The sequence below is a fragment of the Roseixanthobacter glucoisosaccharinicivorans genome (assembly GCF_043195095.2).
Taxonomy (GTDB): Bacteria; Pseudomonadota; Alphaproteobacteria; order Rhizobiales; family Xanthobacteraceae; genus NCEH01.
The window spans coordinates 19,378-45,391 of record NZ_CM195538.1; the positions used below are offsets into that span (position 1 = coordinate 19,378).

The 26,014-nt window shown below is 66.9% G+C and carries 24 protein-coding genes; 13 read left to right on the forward strand and 11 right to left on the reverse strand.

Going from position 1 to position 26,014, the window contains the following annotated elements; genetic code table 11:
• Window positions 1-7 precede the first annotated feature (7 nt).
• On the reverse strand, window positions 8-2,107 hold the full coding sequence (betB, locus tag V5F78_RS00080; RefSeq protein ID WP_394069652.1) for a betaine-aldehyde dehydrogenase: 2,100 nt from the start codon (window positions 2,105-2,107) through the stop codon (window positions 8-10).
• Window positions 2,108-2,423: 316 nt separating this feature from the next.
• Here betB and V5F78_RS00085 point away from each other — a divergent pair, with 316 nt between their 5' ends.
• From V5F78_RS00085 to choV, 3 genes are all read left to right on the forward strand, one after another.
• On the forward strand, window positions 2,424-3,386 hold the full coding sequence (locus tag V5F78_RS00085) for a choline ABC transporter substrate-binding protein (protein ID WP_394069650.1): 963 nt from the start codon (window positions 2,424-2,426) through the stop codon (window positions 3,384-3,386).
• A gap of 103 nt (window positions 3,387-3,489) precedes the next feature.
• On the forward strand, window positions 3,490-4,350 hold the full coding sequence (gene choW / locus V5F78_RS00090; RefSeq protein ID WP_394069648.1) for a choline ABC transporter permease subunit: 861 nt from the start codon (window positions 3,490-3,492) through the stop codon (window positions 4,348-4,350).
• A gap of 3 nt (window positions 4,351-4,353) precedes the next feature.
• Window positions 4,354-5,586 carry a choline ABC transporter ATP-binding protein gene (gene choV, locus V5F78_RS00095; RefSeq protein WP_394069647.1) on the forward strand — a complete coding sequence of 411 codons (1,233 nt, stop codon included), beginning with the start codon at window positions 4,354-4,356 and terminating at the stop codon, window positions 5,584-5,586.
• A gap of 10 nt (window positions 5,587-5,596) precedes the next feature.
• On the opposite strand, the gene V5F78_RS00100 is transcribed toward choV, so the two are convergent.
• Window positions 5,597-6,982, reverse strand: a complete 1,386-nt coding sequence (locus tag V5F78_RS00100; RefSeq protein ID WP_394069645.1) for a CoA transferase — start codon at window positions 6,980-6,982, stop codon at window positions 5,597-5,599.
• A 91-nt stretch (window positions 6,983-7,073) separates the two neighbouring features.
• On the opposite strand from V5F78_RS00100, the gene V5F78_RS00105 reads away from it, so the two are divergent.
• On the forward strand, window positions 7,074-8,255 hold the full coding sequence (locus V5F78_RS00105; protein WP_394069643.1) for a citrate/2-methylcitrate synthase: 1,182 nt from the start codon (window positions 7,074-7,076) through the stop codon (window positions 8,253-8,255).
• Window positions 8,256-8,288: 33 nt separating this feature from the next.
• Here V5F78_RS00105 and glyA read toward each other — a convergent pair whose 3' ends face one another.
• Together glyA and V5F78_RS00115 are read right to left on the reverse strand one after the other, a co-directional pair.
• Window positions 8,289-9,569 carry a serine hydroxymethyltransferase gene (gene glyA / locus V5F78_RS00110; protein ID WP_394069642.1) on the reverse strand — a complete coding sequence of 427 codons (1,281 nt, stop codon included), beginning with the start codon at window positions 9,567-9,569 and terminating at the stop codon, window positions 8,289-8,291.
• A 102-nt stretch (window positions 9,570-9,671) separates the two neighbouring features.
• A complete protein-coding gene (locus V5F78_RS00115) occupies window positions 9,672-11,021 on the reverse strand; it encodes an L-serine ammonia-lyase (protein ID WP_394069640.1) in 1,350 nt (449 codons plus the stop codon).
• 206 nt (window positions 11,022-11,227) lie between these two features.
• Here V5F78_RS00115 and V5F78_RS00120 point away from each other — a divergent pair, with 206 nt between their 5' ends.
• Window positions 11,228-12,331: a GlxA family transcriptional regulator gene (locus V5F78_RS00120; protein ID WP_394069638.1), complete on the forward strand. Its 1,104-nt coding sequence runs from the start codon at window positions 11,228-11,230 to the stop codon at window positions 12,329-12,331.
• Between the two features lie 3 nt (window positions 12,332-12,334).
• Here the strand turns inward: V5F78_RS00120 and V5F78_RS00125 are convergent, their stop codons facing one another.
• Together V5F78_RS00125 and V5F78_RS00130 are read right to left on the reverse strand one after the other, a co-directional pair.
• Window positions 12,335-12,847, reverse strand: coding sequence for a prolyl-tRNA synthetase associated domain-containing protein (locus V5F78_RS00125; protein WP_394069636.1), 513 nt, complete (start codon window positions 12,845-12,847; stop codon window positions 12,335-12,337).
• Window positions 12,848-12,966: 119 nt separating this feature from the next.
• The gene (locus V5F78_RS00130; protein WP_394069634.1) at window positions 12,967-13,860 is read right to left on the reverse strand and encodes a LysR family transcriptional regulator; all 894 of its coding nucleotides are present in this window, start codon (window positions 13,858-13,860) and stop codon (window positions 12,967-12,969) included.
• Between the two features lie 124 nt (window positions 13,861-13,984).
• Between V5F78_RS00130 and V5F78_RS00135 the strand changes: the two genes are divergently transcribed.
• The 7 genes from V5F78_RS00135 to V5F78_RS00165 are packed head-to-tail and all read left to right on the forward strand — an operon-like array spanning window position 13,985 to window position 20,228.
• A complete protein-coding gene (locus V5F78_RS00135) occupies window positions 13,985-14,689 on the forward strand; it encodes an isochorismatase family protein (RefSeq protein ID WP_394069632.1) in 705 nt (234 codons plus the stop codon).
• A 45-nt stretch (window positions 14,690-14,734) separates the two neighbouring features.
• Window positions 14,735-15,802, forward strand: coding sequence for an ABC transporter substrate-binding protein (locus V5F78_RS00140; RefSeq protein ID WP_394069630.1), 1,068 nt, complete (start codon window positions 14,735-14,737; stop codon window positions 15,800-15,802).
• Window positions 15,775-16,716 carry an ABC transporter permease gene (locus V5F78_RS00145; protein WP_394069628.1) on the forward strand — a complete coding sequence of 314 codons (942 nt, stop codon included), beginning with the start codon at window positions 15,775-15,777 and terminating at the stop codon, window positions 16,714-16,716. The genes V5F78_RS00140 and V5F78_RS00145 overlap by 28 nt, the downstream gene beginning before the upstream one ends.
• Window positions 16,717-16,731: 15 nt before the next feature.
• Window positions 16,732-17,538 (forward strand): ABC transporter permease, encoded by an 807-nt coding sequence (locus V5F78_RS00150; protein ID WP_394069626.1) that lies wholly within the window; start codon window positions 16,732-16,734, stop codon window positions 17,536-17,538.
• 27 nt (window positions 17,539-17,565) lie between these two features.
• A complete protein-coding gene (locus V5F78_RS00155) occupies window positions 17,566-18,627 on the forward strand; it encodes an ABC transporter ATP-binding protein (RefSeq protein WP_394069624.1) in 1,062 nt (353 codons plus the stop codon).
• A 42-nt stretch (window positions 18,628-18,669) separates the two neighbouring features.
• Complete coding sequence (locus V5F78_RS00160) at window positions 18,670-19,644, forward strand: dipeptidase (RefSeq protein ID WP_394069622.1); 975 nt, start codon at window positions 18,670-18,672, stop codon at window positions 19,642-19,644.
• 56 nt (window positions 19,645-19,700) lie between these two features.
• Complete coding sequence (locus V5F78_RS00165) at window positions 19,701-20,228, forward strand: DUF5943 domain-containing protein (protein WP_394069620.1); 528 nt, start codon at window positions 19,701-19,703, stop codon at window positions 20,226-20,228.
• Between the two features lie 36 nt (window positions 20,229-20,264).
• Here V5F78_RS00165 and V5F78_RS00170 read toward each other — a convergent pair whose 3' ends face one another.
• The 3 genes from V5F78_RS00170 to V5F78_RS00180 form a co-directional block, all read right to left on the reverse strand.
• A complete protein-coding gene (locus V5F78_RS00170) occupies window positions 20,265-20,402 on the reverse strand; it encodes a hypothetical protein (protein ID WP_348847588.1) in 138 nt (45 codons plus the stop codon).
• A gap of 210 nt (window positions 20,403-20,612) precedes the next feature.
• Entirely contained in the window at window positions 20,613-20,825 is a 213-nt protein-coding gene (locus V5F78_RS00175; RefSeq protein WP_348847587.1) for a cold-shock protein, read from the reverse strand.
• A gap of 222 nt (window positions 20,826-21,047) precedes the next feature.
• Window positions 21,048-21,596, reverse strand: coding sequence for a flavin reductase family protein (locus V5F78_RS00180; protein WP_394069618.1), 549 nt, complete (start codon window positions 21,594-21,596; stop codon window positions 21,048-21,050).
• 147 nt (window positions 21,597-21,743) lie between these two features.
• Between V5F78_RS00180 and V5F78_RS00185 the strand changes: the two genes are divergently transcribed.
• Window positions 21,744-23,237, forward strand: a complete 1,494-nt coding sequence (locus V5F78_RS00185) for a carboxypeptidase M32 (protein WP_394069616.1) — start codon at window positions 21,744-21,746, stop codon at window positions 23,235-23,237.
• A 243-nt stretch (window positions 23,238-23,480) separates the two neighbouring features.
• On the opposite strand, the gene V5F78_RS00190 is transcribed toward V5F78_RS00185, so the two are convergent.
• The gene (locus V5F78_RS00190; protein WP_394069614.1) at window positions 23,481-25,007 is read right to left on the reverse strand and encodes an AMP-binding protein; all 1,527 of its coding nucleotides are present in this window, start codon (window positions 25,005-25,007) and stop codon (window positions 23,481-23,483) included.
• Between the two features lie 8 nt (window positions 25,008-25,015).
• On the reverse strand, window positions 25,016-25,996 hold the full coding sequence (locus V5F78_RS00195) for a quinone oxidoreductase family protein (protein WP_394069612.1): 981 nt from the start codon (window positions 25,994-25,996) through the stop codon (window positions 25,016-25,018).
• Window positions 25,997-26,014 lie beyond the last annotated feature (18 nt).

Sequence of the window (26,014 nt, forward strand, 5' to 3'; positions counted from 1 at the left end):
CGCTCCATCAATAGGGCGAGGCCACGCGTCCGAGATTGACGTAGACGCTCTTGATCTGGGTGTAATGCTCGATCGCCGCGCGGCTGTTCTCGCGGCCGATGCCGGATTGCTTGTATCCGCCGAACGGCATTTCCACGGGCGTGATGTTGTATTGGTTGATCCAGCAGGTCCCGGCCTCGATCCGCGCGATCACCCGGTGGGCGCGGGCCAGGTCGCGGGTGAAGACCCCGGCGGCGAGGCCGAAGACGGTATCGTTGGCACGGGCGATCACCTCCTCCTCGCTGGAGAACTCCAGCACCGACATCACCGGGCCGAAGATTTCCTCGCGCACGTTGGGCATCTCATCGGTACAGGCATCGAAGATGGTGGGGGCGACGAAATAGCCGTTCTTCAAAGCGCCGGTCTCGATGCGATGGCCGCCCGCGATCAGCTTGGCGCCCGCCGCCTTGGCGGCCTCGATATGGCCGAGCACCTTTTCCATGTGGGTGCGGGAGATGAGGGCGCCGATGTGGGTGGCGGGGTCCCGCGGGTCGCCCACGATCATCTTTTGCGTGCGCGCCACAAGCTGCTCAAGAAAGGCCTTGCGGATTGAGGCATGCACGAAAACCCGCGTGCCGTTGGAGCAGATTTCCCCGCCCGAATAGAAATTCCCCAGCATGGCGGCGGAAACCGCATCCTCGATATTGGCATCCTCGAACACGATCAGCGGGGATTTGCCGCCGAGTTCCAGCGTGACTTGCTTGAGCGTGCCGGCGGCGTCGGCCATCACCTTCTTGCCGGTGCCGGCTTCTCCGGTGAGGGAGACCTTGGCGATGCCGGCATGGCGGGTCAGCAGGCGCCCGGTGTCGGCGAAGCCCTGCACCACGTTGAACACACCATCGGGCACGCCCGCTTCCGTCATGATTTCCGCGAGCTTCACGGCGGTGAGCGGGGTTAGTTCCGCCGGCTTGAAGATCATGGCATTGCCGCAGGCGAGCGCGGGCGCGGCCTTCCAGCAGGCGATCTGGAGCGGATAATTCCAGGCCCCGATCCCCGCCACCACGCCCAGCGGCTCGCGCCTTGTATAGCCGAAGGCCTCGGGGCCGAGGTCGAGGTGTTCGCCGGTAATGGTCGGGGCGACACCCGCGAAATATTCCAGGCAATCGGCGCCTGAAATCACATCGACCACGCTGGTTTCCTGGATCGGCTTGCCGGTGTCCAGGGTCTCCAGATGGGCGAGTTCCTCGTTGCGGGCGCGCAGGATATCGGCGACGCGGCGCAGGATGCGGCCGCGCTCGGTGCCGGTCATGGCGCCCCATATCTTCTGTCCCGCCGTGGCGGCGGCGACGGCGCGCTCGATCTCGGCGGCACCGGCGATCTCGATTTCCGCCAGGATCTCGCCGGTGGCGGGGTTTTCGGTGGTAAAGGTGGTCTTGTCGCGCGAGCCCACGGGGCCGCCGCCGATCTGGTTGCGGATCGGCGCGCCGGCCGCCTTGGTCTCGGGCGCGGCCGGGTTCGTTGTCAGCAGAGGCGCGGCGGCGAGCTGGGAATCGGCGAAGGCGGTGGCGATGGCGCGCGCGGCGGCGCTGTCCGGCTCGCCGTCGCTGGAGAGGGTGGCGCGCAGCCACAGGCCGTCGATCACGGCCGCGATGGAGACCGCGATGCGCTGGGCATCGGCTGGCGGCACAAGCTTTTTCAGCGCGTGCACGAGATCGGAAATCATGCGCCGCTGATAGACGTTCTGCACCCGCGCGAAACGCTTCTCGTGGATCACCTGGCCCCAGAAGGCGAGCCAGACCGAGGAGGTGCGGCGGTCGAACTCGGCCGGGGCCAGATTGGCCTCAATGACGGCCTGCACCCGCTCGCGCGGCGTGCGGGCGGCGGCGAGGCGGCTTGCGGTGCCGATGGCGAGGCGACGCGCGAGATGGCGCAAGGTGGCTTCCAGAAGGCCGTTCTTGTCGCCGAAATAATGCGCCACGAGGCCGGGGGAAACGTTCGCGCGCCGGGCGATCTGCACCAAAGTGGTGGCAACGAAGCCGATATCCGCGAGGCAGGCGATGGTGGCGTCGATCAATTGCTGGCGCCGCGCATCCTCCGCCTCGAACCGGGCCTGCGCTGCCTCTGCCATGCTCGTCTCCCATCTGCGACCGTTTCGTTGATTATACGTTCAATCAATCATATGCCTAGCGCAAATGTCAGGCATACACTTCATTCCTCGGCTTTATCAGTCATCGTGCATCGCACCATGTAATGCCTATCTTTGGTGCGTTGAACGCGCAAATAATGGGCGTGACAAGTCGTGGTTTCATGTGTTGAATGGTCGTTCAATGGAGCCCTGTAACGGGCCCATGAGTCAAGGCGGCCCGGCAAAGAGGCTGCCACCTTCTTTCGGAGCGAGGGGGCCGCGCATGGCTGGCCCCAGGCCTTTTCGCAGGGGAAAAGACATGACTGGCTTTCGAGTCTTCAAGACATTGACTGCGGCGCTCGCCCTGGGCGCCGCTCTGTTTGCCTTCGGCGCTTCCGCGCAGGCCGCCGATGCGCCGTCCTGCAAGGCGGTGCGCTTCGCCGATGTCGGCTGGACCGACATCGCCGCCACCACTGCCATCACCTCTACCATTCTCAAGGGCCTCGGCTATACGCCGAAGGTGCAGGTGCTGGCTGTTCCGGTTACCTATACGTCGCTGAAGAACAAGGACATCGACGTCTTCCTCGGCAATTGGATGCCGACCATGGAAGCCGACCGCAAACCCTATGTGGACGACAAATCGGTGGAAGTGCTCAACGCCAATCTGGAAGGCGCCAAATATACCCTGGCCGTGCCGACCTATCTTTATGATGCCGGGCTGAAGACCTTCGCCGACATCGCCAAGTTCAAGGACAAGCTGAAGGGCAAGATCTACGGCATCGAGCCGGGCAATGACGGCAACCGCCTGATCATCGGCATGATCAAGGATGACAAGTTCGGCCTCGGCAAGTTTGAGATCGTCGAATCCAGCGAGCAAGGCATGCTCTCGCAAGTGGAACGTGCCACCAAGCGCAAGGAGCCCATCGTGTTCCTCGGCTGGGAGCCCCATCCGATGAACACCAAATTCTCCATCAAGTATCTGGAAGGCGGCGACGACGTGTTCGGTCCCGATCTGGGCGGCGCGACCATCTATACCAATGTGCGCGCCGGCTGGCTCGCCGAATGCCCGAATGCGGGCACGCTGATCAAGAACCTCAAGTTTTCGCTGCCGCTGGAAAACGTCGTGATGGGCTATATCCTGTTCGACAGCATGGAAGCCGACAAGGCCGCCGAGAAGTGGCTGAAGGCCAATCCGAAGGTGTGGGAACCCTGGCTGAAGGGCGTCACCACCATCGACGGCAAGCCGGGCTTCGAGGCCGTGAAGGCGTCGCTGAAGATCTGAGCATGGGCCGCGGCGTCGATGCCGCGGCTGTCCTCCGCCGGGCCGGGGCGCGGCTCGGCGGCTCCAGCATCGTCATCATCGCAGCGCAGGCGAGGACTGGCCCATGTATGACTGGCTCACCGAACATAAGATCCCGCTCGGCCAGTGGCTCAAGGCGGTGGTCGATTTCCTCAGCACCCACGCGCAGGCGGTGTTCGACCTCATCTCGCTGGTGCTCGGGGCGATGATCGGCGGGCTGACGGACCTGCTGCTGTTCGTGCCGCCGCTGCTGCTGATCGCGCTCTGCGCGGTCGGCGCCTATCTGGTGCACCGCTCCATTGGGCTGGCGGCGTTCATCCTGGCGGCGCTGCTGCTGGTGGCCAATCTCGGCTATTGGAACGCCACCATCGAGACTTTGTCGCTGGTGCTTTGCGCGACTTTCGTGTGCGTCATCATCGGCGTGCCGGTGGGCATTGCGGCCGCGCACCGGCCCTGGCTCTACACCGCCATCCGCCCGATCCTCGACCTGATGCAGACCATCCCCACCTTCGTCTATCTCATTCCGACCCTGGTCTTGTTCGGCCTCGGCGTGGTTCCGGGGCTCATCTCAACGGTCATCTTCGCCCTGCCGGCGCCGATCCGCCTTACTCACCTCGGCATTTCCTCGGTTCCGCCGGCCTTGGTGGAAGCTGGGGAAGCCTTTGGCGCCACCAAGCGGCAGTTGCTGTTCAAGGTGGAGCTGCCCTATGCGCTGCCCACCATCATGGCCGGCATCACCCAATGCATCATGCTCAGCCTCTCCATGGTGGTGATCGCCGCCCTGGTCGGTTCCGACGGGCTCGGCAAGCCGGTGGTGCGGGCGCTCAACACCGTGAATGTCGCCATGGGATTTGAATCCGGCATGGCCATCGTCATCCTCGCCATCGTGCTCGATCGGGTGTGCAAGCGCCCCGAGCACCGCGCGCGCCGTTCCAGGAAGGCCTGAGCCATGACCGCGCTTCCCGTGAGCCTCTCCGCGCCGGAACAGGAAGCGGCGGCCGCTTCCACATCGGTGGAATTCCGCAATGTGGACATCGTGTTCGGCCGGCAGCGTCAGCGCGCGCTCGGCATGATCGACGGTGGGGCGACGCGCGATACCATCCTGGAGGCGACGGGATGCGTGCTCGGCGCAGCCGGGGTGAACCTGAAGATCGGGCGTGGGGAAATCTGCGTGCTCATGGGCCTGTCGGGCTCGGGCAAGAGCACCATCCTGCGGGCGGTGAACCGCCTCAATACGGTGGCGCGGGGCGAGGTGTTCGTGCGCCACGAGGGCACGCTCGTGGACGTCGCGCGCTGTGAGGCACGCATGCTCCGCGAAATCCGCATGCACACGGTCTCCATGGTGTTTCAGCAGTTCGGCCTTCTGCCCTGGCGCACGGTGCGCGAGAATGTGGGCTTCGGCCTGGAATTGCGCGGCACGCCCGCCGCAGAGCGCAATCGCCTGGTGGACGAGAAGCTTGCCATGGTGGGGCTTTCCATGTGGGCGGACAAATATGCCAATGAACTCTCCGGCGGCATGCAGCAGCGCGTGGGCCTCGCCCGCGCCTTCGCCACCGATGCGGATATCCTGCTCATGGACGAGCCGTTTTCCGCGCTCGATCCGCTGATCCGCGATAAATTGCAGGACGAATTGCTGGATCTGCAAAAGCGCATCCAGAAGACCATCGTGTTCGTGAGTCATGATCTGGATGAGGCTTTGAAGATCGGCAACACCATTGCCATCATGGAGGGCGGGCGGATCGTCCAGGCCGGCACGGCGGAAGACATCCTGCTGCGGCCGGCGAACGATTACGTCGCCGAATTCGTCAAGCACATGAACCCGCTGAACGTGCTGCGGGGCAATGCGGTGATGACGCCGGCGAGCGCGCTGCGGCGCGACGACGGCGTAATCCTGCTCGGCAAGGAAGGGCACGTGCGTGTGACCATGGACGGGGAAGGGCGACCGGTCTCGGTCACCCTGAACGGGCGGGCGGGGCGCCTCGTTGAAGCGGACCCGGAGAGCGGGGATGTCGCGCCTCATGCGGATGTGATCGTCGCGCCGGTGGATCTGAAGCTGAAGGCGGCCATCGCGCTCAAATGCCAGACAGATCATCCGATTCTGCTGGTGGACCAGCTCGGCCGCCTCGCCGGCCTGTGCGACGACGACGAGATCTATCGCGGCCTGCTGCGGCGGGGAACCTGACGCCGCGCGGCTACCAGCTCGCGGCCGCAGTGCCCAGCGGGCCGGCCGGCCGCTCCCAGAATAGGGGGCAGCCTTGCACACGAAGCGGCGGACACAGGCGATGCGCCGGCCCCCATCCGGTCTGCTCGAGGTCCGGCGCATAGTCCGCAGCCTGCGGCGCATCCAGCGGGTCCGACGGGGCCGCTGCCGGTAGAGAGACCAGCAACTCCGCCACCCGCGCGAGGGAACTGCGCCAGAGCGAACCGCGCCCCGTCGTCCGCCGCAGCGTGAGGCCGCGCAGCACAGCCCCCGCCAGCAGATAGCCCGTTGCATGGTCCAGCGCCTGCACCGGCAAGGGCTTGGGCCGATCTGTGCCGAACGCCCGCATGCCGGCCTCGGCGATGCCGCAGCTCATCTGCACCAGGCTGTCGAAGCCGCGCCGCTGTGCCCAAGGGCCGGTCCAGCCATAGGCATTCAGGCAGACATCCACCAGGCCGGGACGGATCGCCTGCCGCTCCGCCGCTCCGAAGCCGAGGCGTTCCAGCGCATCCGCGCGATAGCCGTGCACCATCACGTCCGCTTCGGCGAGCAGAGCCGTCGACCGGTCGCGCCCGTCTCTCTCGCGCAGGTCGAGCCGCGCGCAGCGCTTGCCGAGCGTCACGTCCGGCAGCACGGCGGCCTCGTCCCAGAATGGCGGGTCGATGCGCAAGACGTCGGCGCCAAGACCGGCGAGGAAACGGGTGGCTGTGGGGCCAGCGAGAACGCGGGTGAGGTCCAGCACCTTCAGCCCGGCAAGCGGGCGCGCGCTGCGGATCGGGCCTTCGGGCCGCGTGCTTGCCGCGCCTTCCGCCTGCCAGAACAGGGGTTCGGCGGCAACCGCGCGGCCCTGTGGGTGCGCCATCCATCCGGCTCGGCTGCGCATCATGGCGGCGCAGCCGCACTGTTCGACGATGGCGGTTTCCAGCGCCTCGCTGGTCCATCGCGCGACCGCCTTGGCGACGGCCTCCCGCTCGGCCGCGACGCCGAGCACCGCGAGCGCCGCGTCACGGTGATGCGGTGCATTGGTGTGAAGGCGGATCCAGCCGTCTGTGGTGGGATAGTCTCCGGCCACCGGATCCCATGCGGGCGACGGGCTCCAGCCCGATGCCTCCAGCGAGGTCGCGAACCACAGGGACGCCAGACGCCGGTCCACTTCCAGGAACGGCATGCTGCCGCCATCGGCGGCGTATTCCGCCAGCGCCAAGCCTGCCACGGCGACGGACGCCGCCGCCAGATCGCTGACCGCAAAGGCCGAGGGCAGGCTCTGCGTGCCGGTCTGCCGCACCGATCCCAGCCGCGCCGGATCACCGCCCAGTGCGGTCCAGGCGGCGGCCAGGGCGTCGGAAAAGGGCTCTGCCGCGGAAGCGGGAGGGGGCATGGCGCGCTCCTGTCGTGCGGATGCGCTTCACATGAGAACCGGAACCACATATCGTCAATATTGATAATCTCAATCAATATCTGGCGCTGTTATGGATCGCTATCTTGGGGCGCAGGAGGCCGCCCGCCGGCTCGGCGTCACCCGGCAGACCCTGTATGCCTATGTGAGCCGCGGCCTGCTGAAGGCCTTCGACGGGGCGGACCCGCGCCAGAGCCGATACCTGGCGCAGGATGTCGACCGCCTTGCCAAGGAGCGGCGGCGCGGCCGCCGGCCCAAGGAGATTGCCCAATCGACGCTCGATTGGGGCATGCCGGTGCTGGAATCCGCGCTCACGCTCATCGAGGGCGAGCGGCTTTATTTCCGTGGGCACGATGCGGTGGACCTTGCGGATCAGGCGACGCTTGAAGACATCGCGGGCCTGCTCTGGCAGGTCCCGCTGGATCTCGCCTTTCCCGCCGAGGCGCCGGAGATTTCTCCCGCCTACGGGGCGCTGCTGCCCTCGCTCGCGCCGCTACCGGCCAATGAGACGCTGCTGACCCTGTTCGCTGCCGCCACCGATGATGACGCCACGGCTGCGTGGCGGCAGGATCCGAGCCTCGAGGCGCGCGGCGCAGGGGCGCTGCTGCGCCATCTCACCGCCGTGGCTTTGCGCGGGCCGCCGGCGGCGGCGCCGGTGCATCTTCAGCTGGCCCGTGCGTTCGGCACCGATGCGGCCGGTGCGGATCTCGTCCGCCGGGCGCTGGTTCTGTGCGCCGATCATGAGCTGAACGCCTCCGGCTTCACCGCCCGCTGCGTCGCCTCCACCGGCGCTTCTTTGCGCGCGGCGGTGATTGGCGGGCTGGCGGCGCTCTCGGGCTTGCGCCATGGCTCGATGACGGTGCGGGTGGAGCGTTTCTGGGACTCCGTGTCGGGCGCAGATATGGCCGGCAAGATCCGCCGATGGCTGGAAAGCGGCGAAGCGGCTCCGGGCTTTCACCACCCGCTCTATCCCCACGGCGATGTGCGCGCCAAGGCGCTGCTTGCGCAGGTGCTTCCGCTTGTGCCGGAGGCGCGGGAGATCGTGGCCCATGTAGCCGATCTCACCGGAACCCACCCCTCGGTCGATTTCGCGCTGGTCGCAGTGCGGCGGGCGCTGAACCTGCCGGAGGGCGCGGCTTTCCTTCTGTTCGCCATCGGCCGGTGCGTGGGCTGGATCGCCCACGCCCGGGAGCAGCGGACGACGCAGTCGCTCATCCGGCCCCGCGCCATCTATGTCGGGCCGCGCCCCGCGTGAGCGGCGCCCGGTTTCGGCCGCGTAACCCAGCGCTTAAAGCGCCGGATAGATGGGGAATTGCGCGCAAAGGGCCGCGACTTCGCCGCGCACCCGCGCCTCGGTCAGGCTGTTGGCTTCTTCCCCGCTCTGCGCCAGGCCCTGAAGCACGTCCGCGATCAGGTCGCCCACCCGTTCGAACTCTGCGATGCCGAAGCCGCGCGTGGTGCCCGCCGGGGTGCCGAGGCGGATGCCGGAGGTGATGGCGGGCTTCTGCGGATCGAACGGAATGCCGTTCTTGTTGCAGGTCAGCCCGGCCCGCTCCAGCGCCGCTTCCGCCGCCTTGCCGGTGACGTTGAAGGGCCGCAGGTCGACGAGCACCATATGGCTGTCGGTGCCGCCCGAGACGATCGCCGCGCCGCGCGCGGAGAGGCGCGCCGCCAGCGCCCGCGCATTCGAGACCACCTGGAGCGCATAGGTTCGGAAATCCTCCTCCAGCGCCTCGCCGAACGCCACCGCCTTGGCGGCGATCACATGCATCAGCGGGCCCCCCTGGAGCCCGGGGAAGACCGCCGAATTCAGCTTCTTCGCCAGCGCCTCGTCATTGGTCAGAATCATGCCGCCGCGCGGGCCGCGCAGGGTCTTGTGGGTGGTGGTGGTGACGATATGGGCGTGCGGGAAGGGGGAGGGATAGGCGCCCGCCACGATCAGGCCGGCATAATGGGCCGCGTCCACCAGCAGGTGCGCGCCGATGGCGTCCGCGATGGCGCGGAAGCGCGGGAAATCAATGATGCGGGGATAGGAGGAGCCGCCGGCGATGATGAGCTTGGGGCGATGCTCCAGGGCGAGGCGCTCGACCTCGTCATAATCGATCAGCGCCGTGTCCGCCTTCACGCCATAGCCGATGGCCTTGAACCATTTGCCGGAAAGCGTCGGCGGCGCGCCGTGGGTGAGATGGCCGCCGGCCGCGAGCGACATGCCGAGTATGGTGTCGCCCGGCTGCAGCAGGGCCATCATCACGGCGCCGTTAGCCTGCGCACCGGAATGCGGCTGCACATTCGCGAACCCGCAGCCGAACAGCGCCTTGGCGCGGTCTATGGCGATTTCCTCCACCACGTCCACATGCTCGCAGCCGCCATAATAGCGCTTGCCGGGCAGGCCCTCGGCGTACTTGTTGGTCAGCACCGAGCCCTGCGCCGCAAGCACGGCCGGGGACACGATGTTCTCGGAGGCGATCAGCTCGATTTGGTCCTGCTGGCGCCGCAGCTCGGCGCCGATGGCATCGAACACGGCGGTGTCGGCGAACGGGGCGGCGGCGGTTTTCACCTGGATGTTCATCTGGTTCTTCCTCTGGACGCGGGCAATGAGAAACCGTTCGGCGCGCGGCGGAGCCGGGCCGTTCTTCAGCGCGGGCGGGCGCCCCTCAGGCGGGGCGGCGCCTCAGCATTCGGGGACGTTCACCGCGAGGCCTCCCTGGGAGGTCTCCTTGTATTTGGACTGCATGTCGGCGCCGGTCTGGCGCATGGTTTCGATCACCTGATCAAGCGAGACGTGGTGGATTCCGTCGCCCCGCAGCGCCAGCGAGGCGGCGGCAATGGCCTTGTTGGCGCCGAAGGCGTTGCGCTCGATGCAAGGGATCTGCACCAGCCCGCCGATGGGGTCGCAGGTCATGCCGAGATGGTGCTCCATGGCGATCTCGGCGGCGTTCTCGATCTGCTCCGGGGTGGCGCCGAGCACGCAGGCAAGCCCGGCCGCGGCCATGGAGGCGGCCGAGCCCACCTCGCCCTGGCAGCCCACCTCGGCGCCGGAGATGGAGGCGTTGCGTTTGATCAGCGCGCCCACCGCCGCCGCCGTCAGCAGGAAGGCGCGCAGATGCGCGCGCGTCACGCCGGGGCAGAAATCGCGGGCATAGCGCAGCACCGCCGGCACGATGCCGGCCGCGCCATTGGTGGGGGCCGTCACCACGCGGCCGCCGGCGGCGTTCTCCTCGTTCACCGCGATGGCGAACACCGACACCCAATCCATGATTTCATGCGGCGGGCGATGGTTGCGCAAATGGTCGGCTTCCAGCTTCTCGCGGATTGCCTTGGCGCGGCGCTTTACGCGCAGGCGCCCGGGCAAGCTGCCCTCGACGCTCAAGCCCCGATCGATGCAGGCGAACATGGCGTCAGCGATGGCGTCGAGGCCCGCCTCCACCTCGGCGCGCGGACGCCACGCGCATTCGTTCGCCATCTGCACTTCGGCCATGGAGAGGCCGCCGCGCGCGCAGGCGGTCAGCAGGTCCACCGCGCTGTCGAACGGAAACGGAATGGGATTCTCGTCCGCCGCGAGGGTCTCGCCTTCCTCGACGACGAAGCCGCCACCGATGGAATAAAACACCGTTTCCTTCACCACTGCGCCTTCCGCATCGAAGGCGCGAAAGCGCATGGCGTTGGAATGCAGGGGCAAGAGCGTTTCGAAATCGAAAATCAGGTCGGTGTCGGGATCGAACGCGACGCGCCGGCCGGCATCGGTGGAAATCGCCTTCTCGATGGCGAGGCGGGCCACCAGGGCCGGCACGTCGTCCGGATCCAGGGCGGCGGGCACCGCGCCCATGAGGCCGAGGCAGATCGCGCGATCGGAGGCATGGCCCTTGCCGGTCCAGGCCAGCGAACCGAACACTTCCGCCGTGATCCGCTGAGTCTCCGCCGGCAGCGCGCCGCGAAACCGCCGGGCCGCGACCATGGGGCCGACCGTATGGGAGGAGGACGGGCCGATGCCGATCTTGAAGAGGTCGAATACGCTGATCATTGCTTGTCCGCCCTCCCTGGTGGCGTTTCGGCCGGTCTCTTGCCGGCAGGTTCGACCTTGCCCGAACGCGCATCTTGCATCTCGGCCGGGTACGACTAGCATCTGGAACAAATGCGACATGCAAGCGACCAACCCGCGCATCTTCCTCGCCGTGCCACTTGCGGGGCGCGTTCGCGCCCGCAAGCCGCGCGGGCTGTGTGATGTCCATGGCGACAGCGCCTCGCGCGCGGGGCGGCGATTCCGCCGTCGCCCGTCGTCCCGCGATGCCGGCGGCGAAGCTGCGGGTGGGGTTCGTGCTGATGCACAATTTCACCCTCACCGCCTTCTCCAGCTTCGTGGACATGCTGCGCCTCGCCGGCGACAAGGGCGACCGCTCGCGCCCGATTGATTGCTCTTGGCATCTGATGAGCCCGAATCGCCGGCCGGCGCGGTCCTCGTGCGGCATCGAGATCCAGCCGACCGCGGAGCTGCTGGATCCGGCGGGCTTCGACTACATCGTCGTGGTCGGCGGCTTGCTGCACGGCATGCCGCCGCTGGCCCCCGCCATCGCGCGCTATCTGGAGGCGGCCGCGAAAGCCGGGGTGACGCTCATCGGCGTGTGCACGGGCTCGTTCGTGTTGTGCCGGCTCGGCCTGATGACCCAGCGCAAATGCTGCGTGAGCTGGTACCATTATCGCGACTTCCTGGAGGAGTTTCCGGCGCTTGTGCCGGTGGCGGATCGCCTGTTCGTGATCGACCGCGACCGCATCACCTGTTCCGGCGGGGCGGGGGTGGCGGATCTGGCGGCGAAGCTGGTGGCTGACCATCTCGGCCCGGCGACCGCGCAGAAGGCGCTGAACATCCTGTTGATCGACCGCCCCCGCTCGGCGGAAAGCGCCCAGCCGGCACCGCGCCTTTCGGACGGCGCGAGCGATGATGCGCGGGTCTCGCGGGCGCTGCTGCTGATGGAGCAAAATCTTGCCGAGCCGCTGCCGGTCTCGGCGCTTGCCGCGGCGCTGCATGTGAGCGTGCGCCAGCTGGAACGGTTGTTCGCCGAGCGGCTGGGCGAGACGCCGCAGGAGAGCTATCTGGCGCTCCGCCTCAAGCATGGCCGCTGGATGCTGGCCAACACGCGCTTCTCGGCCGGGCAGATCGCGGCCGAGCTGGGCTTTGCCGACGGCTCGCATTTCGGCCGTGCCTTCAAGGCGCGGTTCGGTGCCACGCCGGCGGCGTTCCGCAAGGCCGCGAAGGCGGCGGCGGCGAGGGAGGGAGCGCCGCCGGCTTCCGCACGCGGCACCGGCGAGAATGCCGACCGCCGCGTGTTCGAGTAAACCCTACCCCTCGATGGATTCCGCCGTCATGGAGATGCGCAGCGGCTCATGCCCGGTCAGCGCCAAGAAGGCGAGCAGGCGCTCGGGGGTGAGGGAGGTGGTCTTCTCATTGGTGAGGGGATGGCAATTGACGAACGGCGCGGCCAGCAGCGCCTCGTCGAGCGCCACCGTCACCTGGCCTTGCGTGTCGTTCAGCGCGGCCAGCAGCGAGACCGCGCCGGGCAGCACGCCGAGGTGCTCATACAGCGCCTCCGCCGAGCCGAAGGACAGCCCGCCGCGCGCGCCGATCTTGGCACGCAGGCCCTTCAGGTCCACGGGCGTGTTCTCCTCGATGGAGACCAGGAAATAGCTCTTCTTGCCGTCGCGCAGGAACAGATTCTTGGTATGGGCGCCGGGAATATCGCCGCGCAGCGCCTGGGATTCCGCCACCGTGTGGACCGGGGGATGGTCGAAGGTGCGGGCGTCGATCTGGTTGCGCGCGAGGAAGTCCAGCACGTCGTCGGGGGTCAAGGGCATGGGGTGCCTGCCTGCTGCTTGGCCGCGTGTGGGCCGTCAGGGCCGGGTTCATCCTTCATTTCGCGCAAGAAGACAAGGCCGCTCCGCACAGTGCTCTCATGCGCGATCAAAGATGTCGGTCAGTTTCCGCCCCATATGGTGGAGAGGAATTCGGTAAAGACCTCGACACTGGGCGATTGCACCGGGGTGGCCCACACCGCGCAGGTGTAGAGCTTCTCCGGTATGTCGTCGAGATCGCGGATGACGATGCCGCGGCGTTGCACGTTGCGCACGCAGCTGGCATAGACGCTGACCCCAGCGCCCGCCGCCACCAGGCCGAAAATGCCTTCCGAGGACGAGGCTTCCTGCACGATGTTCGGGGTGAAGCCGGCGCGGTGGCAGAGCGAGAACAGGCTGGCGCGATAGGCCCCCCAATTGTCGCCGGAGCCGAGCACGAACGGTTCGCGCGCCAGATCCGAAAGCCGCAGCGCGCGCACGTTCGAGAGCGGGTGGGTGGTCGGCAGGAGCGCCACGTACCGATTATCGTCGAACGTGTAGCTCGCCATGCGCGGCTGATCGAACGGGCCGATCATGAAGCCGATGTCGATGCGATCAGCGAGCAGGGCTTCCTGCTGCTTCATGGTGGCGTAGAAGGAGAGCTCGAGCCGGATCTCCGGCCGGAAGCGGCTGAAGGCGCGCAGGAATTCCGGCAAGCGGCCGTTGATGGCAAAATCCATGTAGCCGATGCGCAGCACGCCGGTTTCCCCGCTCGCGGTGCGGCGGGCGACCGATACCGCGCGTTCCAGCCGCTCCAGCGAAAGCCGCACTTCGATAAGGAAGGCCTTGCCGGCCTCGGTCAGTTCCACCGTCCGGGTGGTGCGCCGCAGCAGCGGCACGCCCACGTCCTGCTCCAGTTCGCCGATGAGACGGCTCATGCCCGGCTGGGTCATGTGAGCCCGCTTCGCGGCGCGGCTGAAATGCAGTTCTTCCGCCAGGAGCAGGAAGCAGCGCAGGTGGCGGAGATCGAAGCGCATGGGCAATTCATACCAAGGTCGGTATTAAAAGGGCCGAAATAAGAATTTCTCATTTCCAAACCCTGTGCGCAACCTGTCATCAGCCGCCCGCAAAGAGGGGCGCCCGACAGCAGGAAACACAGACATGGCTATCGAGAGCGATCTCGAAGCAGCCCTTGCGGCTGCCTTCAACCAGGCGACATCCCTTTACCAGGGTCGCGGCTTCCAGCGCCGCGTCGGCTTCGGGCGGCGCCCGGCGCTGATCAATGTGGACCTCGCCAATGCCTGGACCCGCCCCGGCAACCCCTTTACCTGCGAGAAGATCGACGAGGAGATCATCCCCGGCGTTCAGGCGCTGCTCGCCGCATGCCGCCGCAACGGCCACCCGGTGGTCCACGTCACCACCTGCTACCAGGTGACCGACACCCACAGCGACGCCACCGACATGGGCCTGTGGCACAAGAAGATCCCCATCGAGGTGGTGGACCAGGCCAAGCCCGAACTGTGGGCCATCGACAGCCGCATCGAGCCGGTGCCGGGCGAGCAGGTGCTGATCAAGAAGCGCGCCTCCGCGTTCCACGGCACCTATCTGGCGGGCTTCCTGCGCGCCAACAATGTGGACACCATCCTGGTCACCGGCGTCACCGCGTCGGCCTGCGTGCGCACCACGCTGTGCGACGGCCTCGCGGAAGGCTTCCGCACCATCGCGGTGAAGGAATGCATCGGCGACCGTGTGCCCGGCGCGGTGGCGTGGAACCTGTTCGACATCGACGCCAAGTTCGCCGATGTGGAGCCGCTTTCGCGCTGCGTCGCCTATCTCGACGAAGTCGGCACCCGCGCGGCCGCCTGATTCGTATTCGCACTCCCGCTCCCCAATAAAAATCCAGAGGCGGACATGACGAAAACTTTCGAAACCTTGCTCGGCTCGCCCTCGCGCCGTGCCGTCCTTACCGGACTCGGCGCCGGGGCGTTCGCCCTCGCCGCCCCGCGCATCGTGCGGGCGGCGGAGGGCACGCTGGTCGTCTCCAATTGGGGCGGCGACTGGAACGAGCGCACCATCAAGTTCGTCGAGGCGCCTTTGGTGGAAAGCCAGGGCATCAAGATCGTCCGCGATCTCGGCATGGAGCCGGAGCGCAAGGCGAAGCTGATCGCCGAAAAGCGCCTCAAGCGCGGCAGCATCGACGTCATCCATATCAACGAGGGCGACAGCGTCGAATTGTTCGGCCAGGAGGTGATTTCGAACATCGACTTCGCCAAGGTGCCGAATTATGCGGACGTGGTGCCGGCGCTGAAGTCCAAGCCGTATTTCGTGCCGTGGCTCTATAGCGGCGTCTCGATCATCTACAACAAGGACAAGGTGCCGAACCCGCCGAAGTCCTACGAAGAGCTGTGGGACAAGAAATGGGCCGGAAAGCTCGGCCTCACCAACCAGCTTTATTTCAACTACATCATGATGGCCGGGCTGATCAAAGGCGGCAACGTCACCAACACCGAAGAGGGCAAGAAGCGCCTCATGGAGTTGAAGGCGCTGACCCAGCCGCGGATCTATGCCGCCCACCAGCAGCTCGGCGCCGGCCTCGTCAATGGCGAGGTGGATATCGCGGTGAACTACAAGGCGCGCGGCCTGCAATGGGCCAATGACGGTGCCCCGCTCGCGATCCAATATCCCTCCGAGGGCGCGATCGCCGTCATGTTCGGCGCCTCTTTGCCGACGCGCGCGCCGAGCCCGGATCTCGCGATGATCTATTTCAACGCCATGCTGGATCGCAAGGCCATGGCGGGTCTTGCCGGCGCCAGTTTCTATGCGCCCGCCAACGGCAAGGCGGAGCTATCGCCCGAGCTGAAGGCGAAGGTGGATTTCACCGCGGCTGAGGCCGCCGCCCTGAAATTTCCCGATTATCAGCATGTGGCGAAGAATACGGCGGAATGGCTCGAATGGTGGAACAAGAATATCGCGAGCTGAACGAGGCCGCGATGACTTCCTCCACCGCGACCGTGCCCCTTCCCGCGCCCCCCGCGCGGGAAGTCAGGCGCCGCTCGCCCGCCTTCGGGCTGGCGGCGCCTGCGACGCTGTTCGTCGTGCTGGCCCTGCTCGGCCCGCTCGCCCTCATGTTCCGCTACAGCCTGAACCGCTTCGTGCCGGGGCAGATGATGGTGGAGGCGCTGACGCTGGCGAACTACCAGAAATTCTTTGCCGACAGCTTCTATCAGGATGTGCTTTTCACGACGCTCTGGGTCTCCGGCGTCTCCACTTTGCTGTGCCTGCTGGCCGGCTTTCCCGTCGCCTATTTCCTGGTGCGGCAGGCCAGCGCGAAGTGGAAGGGGCGGCTGCTGCTGCTCATCATCCTGCCGTTGCTCATGGGCAATGCGGTGCGCACGGCGGCCTGGATGGTGATCCTCGGCGACAAGGGCATGTTCAATGCCGCCATCGGCACGCTCGGCCTTGCGCCGGTGAAGCTGATGTATACGCCGCTGGCGGTCATTATCGGCCTGGTCTCGGTGATGCTGCCGTTCATGATCGTGACCTTGCAGAGCGTGCTGGAAGGCATCGACGAAAATCTGGAATCCGCGGCCGCCAGTCTCGGTGCGGGTCATCTGACGATCCTCAAGCGGGTGGTGCTTCCGCTCGCCTTGCCGGGGCTGCTGGCGGGCACCATGCTGTGCTTCATCCTTTCCATGAACGCTTATGCGACGCCGGTGCTGATCGGCGGGCCGAGCTTTCACATGATGGCGCCCACCGTCTATCAGCAGGTGGCGAAAGCCATGAACTGGCCGTTCGGCGCGGCGCTCGCGTTCGTGCTCATGGCCGTGACGCTGGTGCTGACCACCACAGCCAACATGCTGGTGCAGCGGCATTATCGCCGCTGGAGCGAGTGAGCGGAGACACGCGACATGGGACCGATCGCCGTCAACCGCATCTATGGCGCGCTCTCCGCGCTGGTGCTGGCCTTCGTGGTGCTGCCGCTGGTGGCGATTGTGTGGGTGAGCTTCTTCGCCAACAAGATCCTCTCCTTCCCGCCCACCGGCTACACGCTCTCCTGGTATGCTCGCGCCTGGGCGCAGGATGCCTTCCGCGACGGCTTCATCACCAGCGTGGAAACCGCGCTGTGCGCCGTGGTCATCTCGCTCGCGCTCGGCGTGCCGGCGAGCCTTGCCTTGGTGCGCTACCGCTTTCCGGGGCGGGACGCGATCCAGACCCTGCTGCTCGCACCCATGATCGTGCCGGGCATCGTCGGCGGCGCGGCCTTGTTCATGGCCTTCATCGAGCTGGAAGTGCTGTTCGACGTGGAAATCGCCGGCACCATGCCGGGGCTGCTGGTGGCCCACGGGCTGATCGCTCTGCCCTGGACGGTGCGGCTGGTGACGGCCTCGCTCGCCGGCACCAACCGCTCGTTCGAGGAGGCGGCGGCCTCCCTCGGCGCGGGACCGCTCACCGTGTTCTTCCGCGTGACGCTGCCGCTCATCAAGCCGGCGCTGGTGGCGGCGGCGCTGTTCTCCTTCGTGATTTCCTTCATTGATCTGGAGAAGTCGATCTTCCTCGTCGGGCCGGGCCGCACGACGCTGCAGATCGCGCTGGTCTCCTATCTGGAATGGAATCTCGATTCCACGGTCGCCGCGGTCGCCGCGGTGCAGATCCTCATCATCGGCGCGCTGCTGCTGGTCAGCGACCGCTACGCACGCTTGGCCCGCGCCTTCTAGGGGCCGGCCATGGGAAACGGGTGAGCCATGTCCGACGTCGTCCTTCAGTCCATCGTCAAGCGCTACGAGACCATGCTCGCCGTGGACAATGTCTCGCTGACCATCCGCCAGGGCGAGCTGGTGGCCCTGCTCGGCCCCTCGGGCTGCGGCAAGACGACGATCCTGCGCATGATCGCGGGCTTCGTGCCGGTGAGCGAAGGGCGCATCACGGTGGGCGGGCGCGATCTCACCCGTTTGCCGCCGGCCAAGCGCAACATGGGGTTCGGGTTCCAGAACTATGCCTTGTTCCCGCACATGAGCGTGGCGCAGAACGTCGCCTTCGGGCTGGAGATGCGCAAGCTGCCGAAGGCCGACATTGCCGCCAAGGTGAAGGTGGCGCTGGACCGCGTGCGCCTCGGCCATCTTTCCGAGCGCCTGCCCAAGCAATTGTCCGGCGGCCAGCAGCAGCGCGTGGCGCTGGCCCGCGCCCTGGTGATCGAGCCGGACGTGCTGCTGCTGGACGAGCCGCTCTCCAATCTCGACGCGCAATTGCGCAACGACATGAAGCTGGAGATCCGCGAGATCCAGCATTCGCTCGGCATCACCACCATCTTCGTCACCCACGACCAGGACGAGGCGCTCTCGGTGGCCGACCGGGTGGTGGTGATGCGGGCGGGCCGCATCGAGCAGCAGGGCACGCCGGATGAGGTGTTCGCCCATCCCCGTTCGCATTTCGTCGCCGAATTCATGGGCGTGACTAATCTGCTCCAGGGCCGGCCGGAAGGAACCGACCGGTTCCGCCTCGCCAGCGGCGAGGTGGTGGCGGTGCCCGCCGCGAGCCCGGCCAGCGGCGATTTCGCCATCGCCGTGCGGCCGGAAAGCGTGAGCCTCAACGCCGGCGATCCGCTCGCGCCCAATGCCCTGTTCGCGCAGGTCGACCTTGCCACCTATCGCGGCCTCGTCATCGACTACCGGCTGAAGACCGCGAGCGGCCTGACCGTGATCGCCCGCCGTCCCTCGCCCGCGGTGGGCGGCCCCGCGCCGCTCGCGGCCGGAGAGAAGGTTCAGATGTCCTGGCGCCCCGAAGCGGGCGTCCTGGTGCCGCTCTAGGCGCCGCGTCTTTCACAAATTTCGTGCATAAGGAACAAGAACGTGTCCAAGCTTCATGACTCGCTCGTCGTCATCGACGGGCTCATCATCTCCGATTTCAGCCGGCCGGTGTTCGAGGATATGCGCAAGGGCGGGCTCACGGCCGCCAACTGCACCTGCTGCGTGTGGGAAAACTTCACGGAAACCATGCGCAACATCGCGAAATGGAAGGAAAACCTTCGCGCGAACGCCGACATCATCAGCCAGGTCTACACCACGGGCGATATCCTGCGCGCCAAGGCGGAGAACAAGACCGGCATCATCCTCGGCTGGCAGAACACCTCCGGCATCGAGGACCATATCGAATATCTGGAGCTGTTCCACGAATTGGGCGTGCGCATCATCCAGATGACGTACAATACGCAGAACTGGGTGGGCTCCGGCTGCTATGAGGGCACCGACAGCGGCCTGTCCGACTTCGGCCACGACGTGGTGGCGGAGATGAACCGGCTCGGCATTCTCTGCGATCTCTCCCATGTGGGTCCGAAGACCTCGGAGGACGTGATCCTCGCGTCCAAGCAGCGCGTCGCCTATTCCCATTGCCTGCCGTCCGGCCTCAAGGAGCACAAGCGCAACAAGAGCGACGCGCAATTGCGCTTCATCGCGGACAAGGGCGGCTTTGTCGGCGTCACCATGTTCCCGCCCTTCCTGAAGAAGGGGCCGGAGGCGAACGTGGGCGATTATGTCGAGGCAATGGAATATGTGATCAACATCGTCGGCGAGGACATCGTCGGCGTGGGCACCGATTTCACCCAGGGCTTCGGCAAGCCATTCTTCGACTGGATCACCCACGACAAGGGCTTCGGCCGCAAGCTCACCGACTTCGGCGCGGTGATCAACCCGGAAGGCTTCCGCGAGATCGGCGATTTCCCCAACCTCACCGCCGCCATGGAGCAGCGCGGCTGGCCGGCGTCGCGCATCGAGAAGGTGATGGGCGGCAACTGGCTGCAATTGCTGAAGGACGTGTGGGGCAGTTAAGCCCCGCGCGCCGCCCTTTCACCGCGCGCTGAACGAGACGAGACAAGAGACGAGAAATGGCCAAGCCGGAAATCGACATCGAGGTGGACGCGGACACCGGGCGCTGGTTCGTGGACCAGATGCCCATGATCCTGGTGCCCCAGCATTTCTACAACAACAACCACTTCGCCATCGAAGCGGCGCTGGGGGCGGAGGCGTTCGATGCGGCGCTGGCGCCGGCCGGGCACACCTCGGCCTATGTGTGGTGCAAGAAGCAGAGCGAGGTCTACGGCCTGGAAGGGGTGGACGTGTTCGCCCACTACATGAAGCGCCTCTCGCAGCGCGGATGGGGGCAGTTCTCCATCCTCGCCATCGATCCGAAGGCGGGCACGGCGACCATCCGGCTCGACCATTCCTCGTTCGTCACGGACGCGACGCGTGGGGCGGGGCGCAAGCTCTGCTACATGTTCGCGCCCTGGCTGGCCGGCGCGTTGGAATTCGTGTGCGAACAGCAGGGCGCGCCCCGCACGCTCGCATCCCGCGAGGTGCAGTGCGCCGCCGAGGGGCACGATTTCTGCTTGTTCGAGGTGACGCCGGCGGCGTGACGTCGCCGGCGAGCCGGCCGTCAACACGGAGCGGCGTCAGCCCTTTTTCTTCGGCATGGTGACGGGGGTCAGCAGGCCCTTCGTCATCAGGCTGCCGGTCGCGGCCGGGGCGGCGACTTTCACGGCCTTGGGCTTGCGGACTTCCCGGCTGCTGCGTTTCTGGGACTTGGCCATGGGGGTCTCCTGCGTTTTCAATACGCGTGTCGGAGCAAAAAAAAAGCCCCGCGACCTTGGATAAGGTGCGGGGCCCTCAGGCGCGGAGCGCCTTTTCAGGCATCATGCGGTCGCGGAAGAAACGAAGAGCCGCCAGTACATCCGTGGTCGGCGTCTTCTCATCCGCGAAACGTCGGCCGGCGGGCAGAACCGCGCCAGGCCACGCTGCAATCAGTCCAGAATGGTGAGCTTGTCGGCGGACATCTTGCCGCTCTTGCGGTCGGGGACGAGCTCGAAGCCGACCTTCTGGCCTTCCTGAAGGTCGCCGAGACCCGAGCGCTCGACGGCGCTGATATGCACGAAGGCATCGCTGCCGCCATCGTCGGGCGCGATGAATCCGAAGCCCTTTTGAGCGTTAAACCACTTCACGGTTCCCGTAGACATGGGAATCCCTCTTCATAAACATAGTGTTGCTGGCCCGCGCCAAAGGTCGCGTGCTGTCGAAATCGCATTTTCAGGCAAGAAGAGTTTTAGTTCGGCGCGGAATTTAATCGGCGCAAAGCCAAGTCATCTGGCTGTCTATCGACGAGCTGAATATAGACCCTTGTCGGGAAAACACAAGGGCAATGAAAAAATCAATCCGCAGCGCCTCCTCAAGCGGGACGCTCACAGGGCGAGGGTGCGGTAGTCGCCGGCCCAATAGGCGAGCGGGGCAGCGTCCTCCGTGACGCGGGCGCGCATCACCCGGCCGAGCAGGATCAGATGGGAATGGCGCTCGATCGCGTCCTCCAGCTCGCAATCGAACGCGGCGAGGGCATCCGCCAGCACCGGGGCGCCGGTCGCAAGCCGGGTCCAGCTCGCCCCCTCATAGCGTGCGGCCCCCTTCACGCCGCCCTTGCCGGCGAATTGCTCGGCGAGGAACTGGTGGTGTGGGCGCAGGACATTGATGGCGAAGCAGCCCCGGCGGAGGAGTTCGGACCGCGCCGAGGCGGCCTTGTTCACGCACACGATCAGGGTCGGCGGATCCACGCTGAGCGAGGAGACGGAGGTGGTGGTGAGGCCGTTCCGGCTCTCCCCCTCGCCGACGGTAAGGATGCTCGCGGCGCCGGTGAGTTTGCGCATGGCGGCGCGATAGGCGAGCGCGCCTTCGTCCGCTGCGGCACCGGGCTTGGAATCGGAATGGGCATTGGAATGGGCATTGGAATGGGCATTCATGGCGAGGCTCGGTTCGACGCCGTTCAGATGGCGTCGGCGCTCCGGCGCCGCAAGGCGGGAGGCGCGGCACGGTCCCGGTCGAGATCGGCGCAAAACTCGGCTATCACGGTGCGGCGCGCGCGGACGTGCGCGGCCGAGGAAACCGTGATGACCGCCTATTCCGATCTCTCCGCCCATTTCGATCGCATCTCCGCCTTGTCCAACGCCGTCGGCATCCTGCAATGGGACACCTCGGCCATGATGCCGAAGGGCGCCTCGGCCACCCGCGCCGAGAGCATGGCGCTGCTGCAGGTGCTGCGCCACGGCATGGTGACCGACGCGCGCATCGGCGACTGGCTCGATGGCGCCGAGGAAGACAACGCCCTCGGCGCCTGGGAGCGGGCGAACCTGCGGGAGATCCGCCGCATCTGGACCGTGGAAACCGCGCTGCCGCCGGATCTGGTGGAAGCCTCCAGCAAGGCGATCTCGGCCTGCGAGATGGCCTGGCGCCAGGCGCGCGCGGATGCCGATTTCAAGGCGCTTCTGCCCTATCTCTCCGAAGTGCTGAAGCTCCAGCGCGAGATCGGCCGCGCCAAGGGCGAAAAGCTCGGCCTGTCCGCCTATGACGCGTTGCTGAATGATTACGAGCCCGGCGGCCATTCCGCGCGCATCGACGCCCTGTTCGACGATCTCGCCGACTTCCTGCCCGGCTTCACCGAGGATGTGCTGGCGATCCAGGCCCGCCGGCCCGCCGACCGCATGCTGGAAGGGCCGTTCGCGGTGGAGGCGCAGCGCGCGCTGGGCATCCGCATGATGGGCGTGGTGGGATTCGATTTCGAGCGCGGCCGGCTCGATGTCTCTACCCATCCCTTCTGTGGCGGCGCCGACAATGACGTGCGCATCACCACCCGCTACAACGAGGCCGATTTCACGAGCGCCCTCATGGGCGTGATGCACGAGACCGGCCATGCGCTCTACGAGCAGGGCCGCCCGCAGGCCTATCTCTCCCAACCGGTGTCCATGGCGCGCGGCATGAGCGTGCACGAGAGCCAGTCGCTGCTGATGGAGATGCAGGCCTGCCGCTCGCGCGAATTCATCCGCTATGCCGCCCCGATCATGCGCGAGACCTTCGGCGGCAGCGGGCCGGGCTGGGAGGCGGATGCGCTGTGGCGGCGCTATACCCGGGTCGAGCGCGGCTTCATCCGCGTCGATGCGGACGAGGTCACCTATCCCGCCCATGTCATCCTGCGCTATCGCCTGGAAAAGGCGCTGATCGCCGACACCATGCCCTTGTCCGAATTGCCCGCCGCCTGGAACGCGGGCATGCAGGAGCTGCTTGGCGTGACCCCGCCGGATGATCGCCTGGGCTGCCTGCAGGATATCCATTGGCCGAGCGGCGGCTGGGGTTATTTCCCCACCTATACGCTCGGCGCCATGACGGCGGCGCAGGTGTTCGACGCTGCCTGCAAGTCCGACGGGGATATTCTGCCGGGCATCGGCACAGGCGATTTCGCCCCTCTGGTGGCGTGGCTGCGGGCGAACATCCACAGCCAGGGCTCGCTCTACGAGACCGACGAGCTGCTCACCCGCGCCACCGGCCGGCCGCTGGATGCCGCGGTCTTCAAGGCCCATCTCATCCGCCGCTACGCCAGCGAGGGGTAGAGCGCGGCGTCTGGACGAAAGCGCGAGCGCCATCGCCATTCCTGGTCCGGGGCGATTCCATCACAGCGCCGTCATGCACGGGCTTGTCCCGTGCATCCACGCGGTGCCGCTGGCGCCGGCTTTTCAAGGTCCGCGCGGTCGGGCCGGCGTGGATGGCCGGGACGAGCCCGGCCAGGACGAGCCCCGCCATGACAAAAAAGCACGCGTGAGGGACCGGTCAGGCCGGGCGCAGAACGAACAGGATCAGCCTGCGTCGTCGCCGTCGCGGAAGATCTCGGCATGGATCCGGCGCAGCTCGGTCTTCTGCACCTTGCCCATGGCGTTGCGCGGCAGGGCGTCCTGCACGATGACGTGCTTCGGCAATTTGTAGCGCGCGAGATCGGCGGAGAGGCCCGCCAACAGCACCGCCGGCTCCGGCGCCGGGAGGCCGGGCTTGCGCTCCACGATGGCGATCACCCCCTCGCCAAAATCGGGATGGGGCACGCCGATGACCGCGCAATCCGCCACCCCGTCGAGCCGGGCGAGGGCGGCTTCCACCTCGCGCGGATAGACATTGTAACCGCCGGAGATGATGAGGTCCTTCGACCGCCCGACGATGGTGATGCGGCCGTCTTCGTCCATGCGCGCGAGATCGCCGGTGCGGAAGAAGCCGTCCGCGGTGAAGGCCTCGGTGCTCTCCTCGGGCAAGCGCCAATAGCCGGCGAACACGTTGGGGCCCCGCAGCACCACTTCGCCCACTTCGCCGCGGGGTATCTCTTCGCCCGCCTCGCCGAAGATGCGCACCTCCACGCCCGGCATGGCATAGCCGACCGTGCCCTGGATGCGGTCGCCGATCAGCGGGTTGGAGGAGATGATCGCGGTTTCCGTGGTGCCGTAGCGCTCCAGAATGGCGTGGCCGGTGCGGTCGCGGAACGCATCGAAGGTGGCGCCCGAGAGCGGCGCCGAGCCGCTGGTGAACAGGCGCATGTGCCCGCAGAGATCGCGCGTCAGCCGGGGATCGGCCAGCAGGCGCGTGTAGAGCGTCGGCACGCCCATGAAGAGAGTGGCGCGCGGCAAAAGGTCGATCACCGGGTCGACGGCGAATTTCGGCAGGAACCACATGGGCGCGCCGGCGGCGAGCGCGCAATTGATGGCGATGAACAGGCCGTGGGCGTGGAACACCGGCAGCGCATGCAGCAGTACGTCGTCGCCCGTGATGCCCCATAGGGCATTGAGCGCTTCGGCGGCATGGATGAGATTGCCATGGGTGATCAGGGCGCCCTTGGCGCGGCCCGTTGTGCCGGAGGTGTAGAGGATGGCGGCGAGATCCTCGCGCCCGCGCGGCACGCTTTCGATCAGGGGAAATTGCGCCTCCGCCGCATCGCTCAGGCTGCCGCCGCCCGCCGCATCGAGCGTGAAGCACGCGCACGCCATCGGCAGATGGGGCGCGAGCGCGGCCATGGCGTGGGGCTGGCCGACGAACACCGTGGGCGCAGCATCACCGAGGAAGGCCGCCATCTCATGCGGCGTATAAGCCGTGTTGAGCGGCAGATAGATTGCCCCCGACTTCAGGCAGGCGAGATAGAGCGCCACCGCCGCGCCGCTCTTCTCCACCTGCGCGGCCACCCGGTCGCCTGGGACGACCCCGGCCGCGCGCAGCACCGCTGCGATGCGCCCGGCGGTGTCGGCGAGCCGCGCGCGGGTCCAGACATCGCTTTCGCCGATGGTCAATGCGGTCGCCGTGCCGGGGAGCGAGGCGGGGAAGAGGACATCGTAGAGATTGGCCGACATCGTAGCGCTCACGGCACGAGCACGATGGAGCCGGTGGTGCGCCGCGCCTCCAGTTCGCGATGCACCCGCGCGGCCTCCGCGAGGGGCGCGCTCAGCCCGATTTCAACCGTGATTGCCCCGCTGAGCAAGGCCCCGAACACGCCCTGCGCCAGGGTGAGAATGCTTTCGCGATCGGTCACGAAGGTGGCGAGCGTGGGCTTGGCGAGGAACAGCGAACCCTTCTGCGCGAGCACGCTGATATCGAGCGGCGGCACCGGGCCGCTCGCCTGGCCGAAATTCACCATCATGCCGAGCGGCCGCAGCGCATCGAGGGATCGGGCGAAGGTGTCGCGGCCGATGGAATCGAACACCGCGTTCACCCCCACACCCCCGGTGAAGGCGCGGGCCTCGGCGACGAAATCCTGTTCGCCGCTTACCACCACATGGGCGCAGCCGGAGGCGCGGGCGATCTGCGCTTTCGTGGCGGAACCCACGGTGCCGATGACCTGCGCGCCGAGATGGGTCGCCCATTGGCACAGGAAGCGCCCGACTCCGCCGGCGGCGGCATGCACCAGGATCGTGTCGCCGGCCTTCACGGGATAGATGCGGTGGATGAGATAGAAGGCGGTCGCGCCCTTCAGCAAGGCCGCGGCGGCGGTCGTGTCGTCGATGCCGTCGGGGATTTTCAGCGCCCGCCAGGCGGGGAGGATGCGCCGCTCCGCATAGGCGCCGAGCACGTTCCAATAGGCCACGCGGTCGCCCACCGCGAGGTCGCTCACGCCGGGACCCACCTCTTCGACGATGCCCGCCGCCTCCACGCCCAAGGTGGCGGGGCGGGGGATGAGATATTGGCCGGAGGTGACGGAGCGGTGGTAGGTGTCCACCAGATTGACGCCGATGGCGGTGTGCCGCAGCAGCACCTCGCCGGCGCCGGGCGCGGGAAGCGCCACATCTTCCAGCTTCAGCACGTCGGGGCCGCCGGCCTCGTGGACGCGGATCGCCTTGTTCATCTCGCCGGGCTCCGGTTG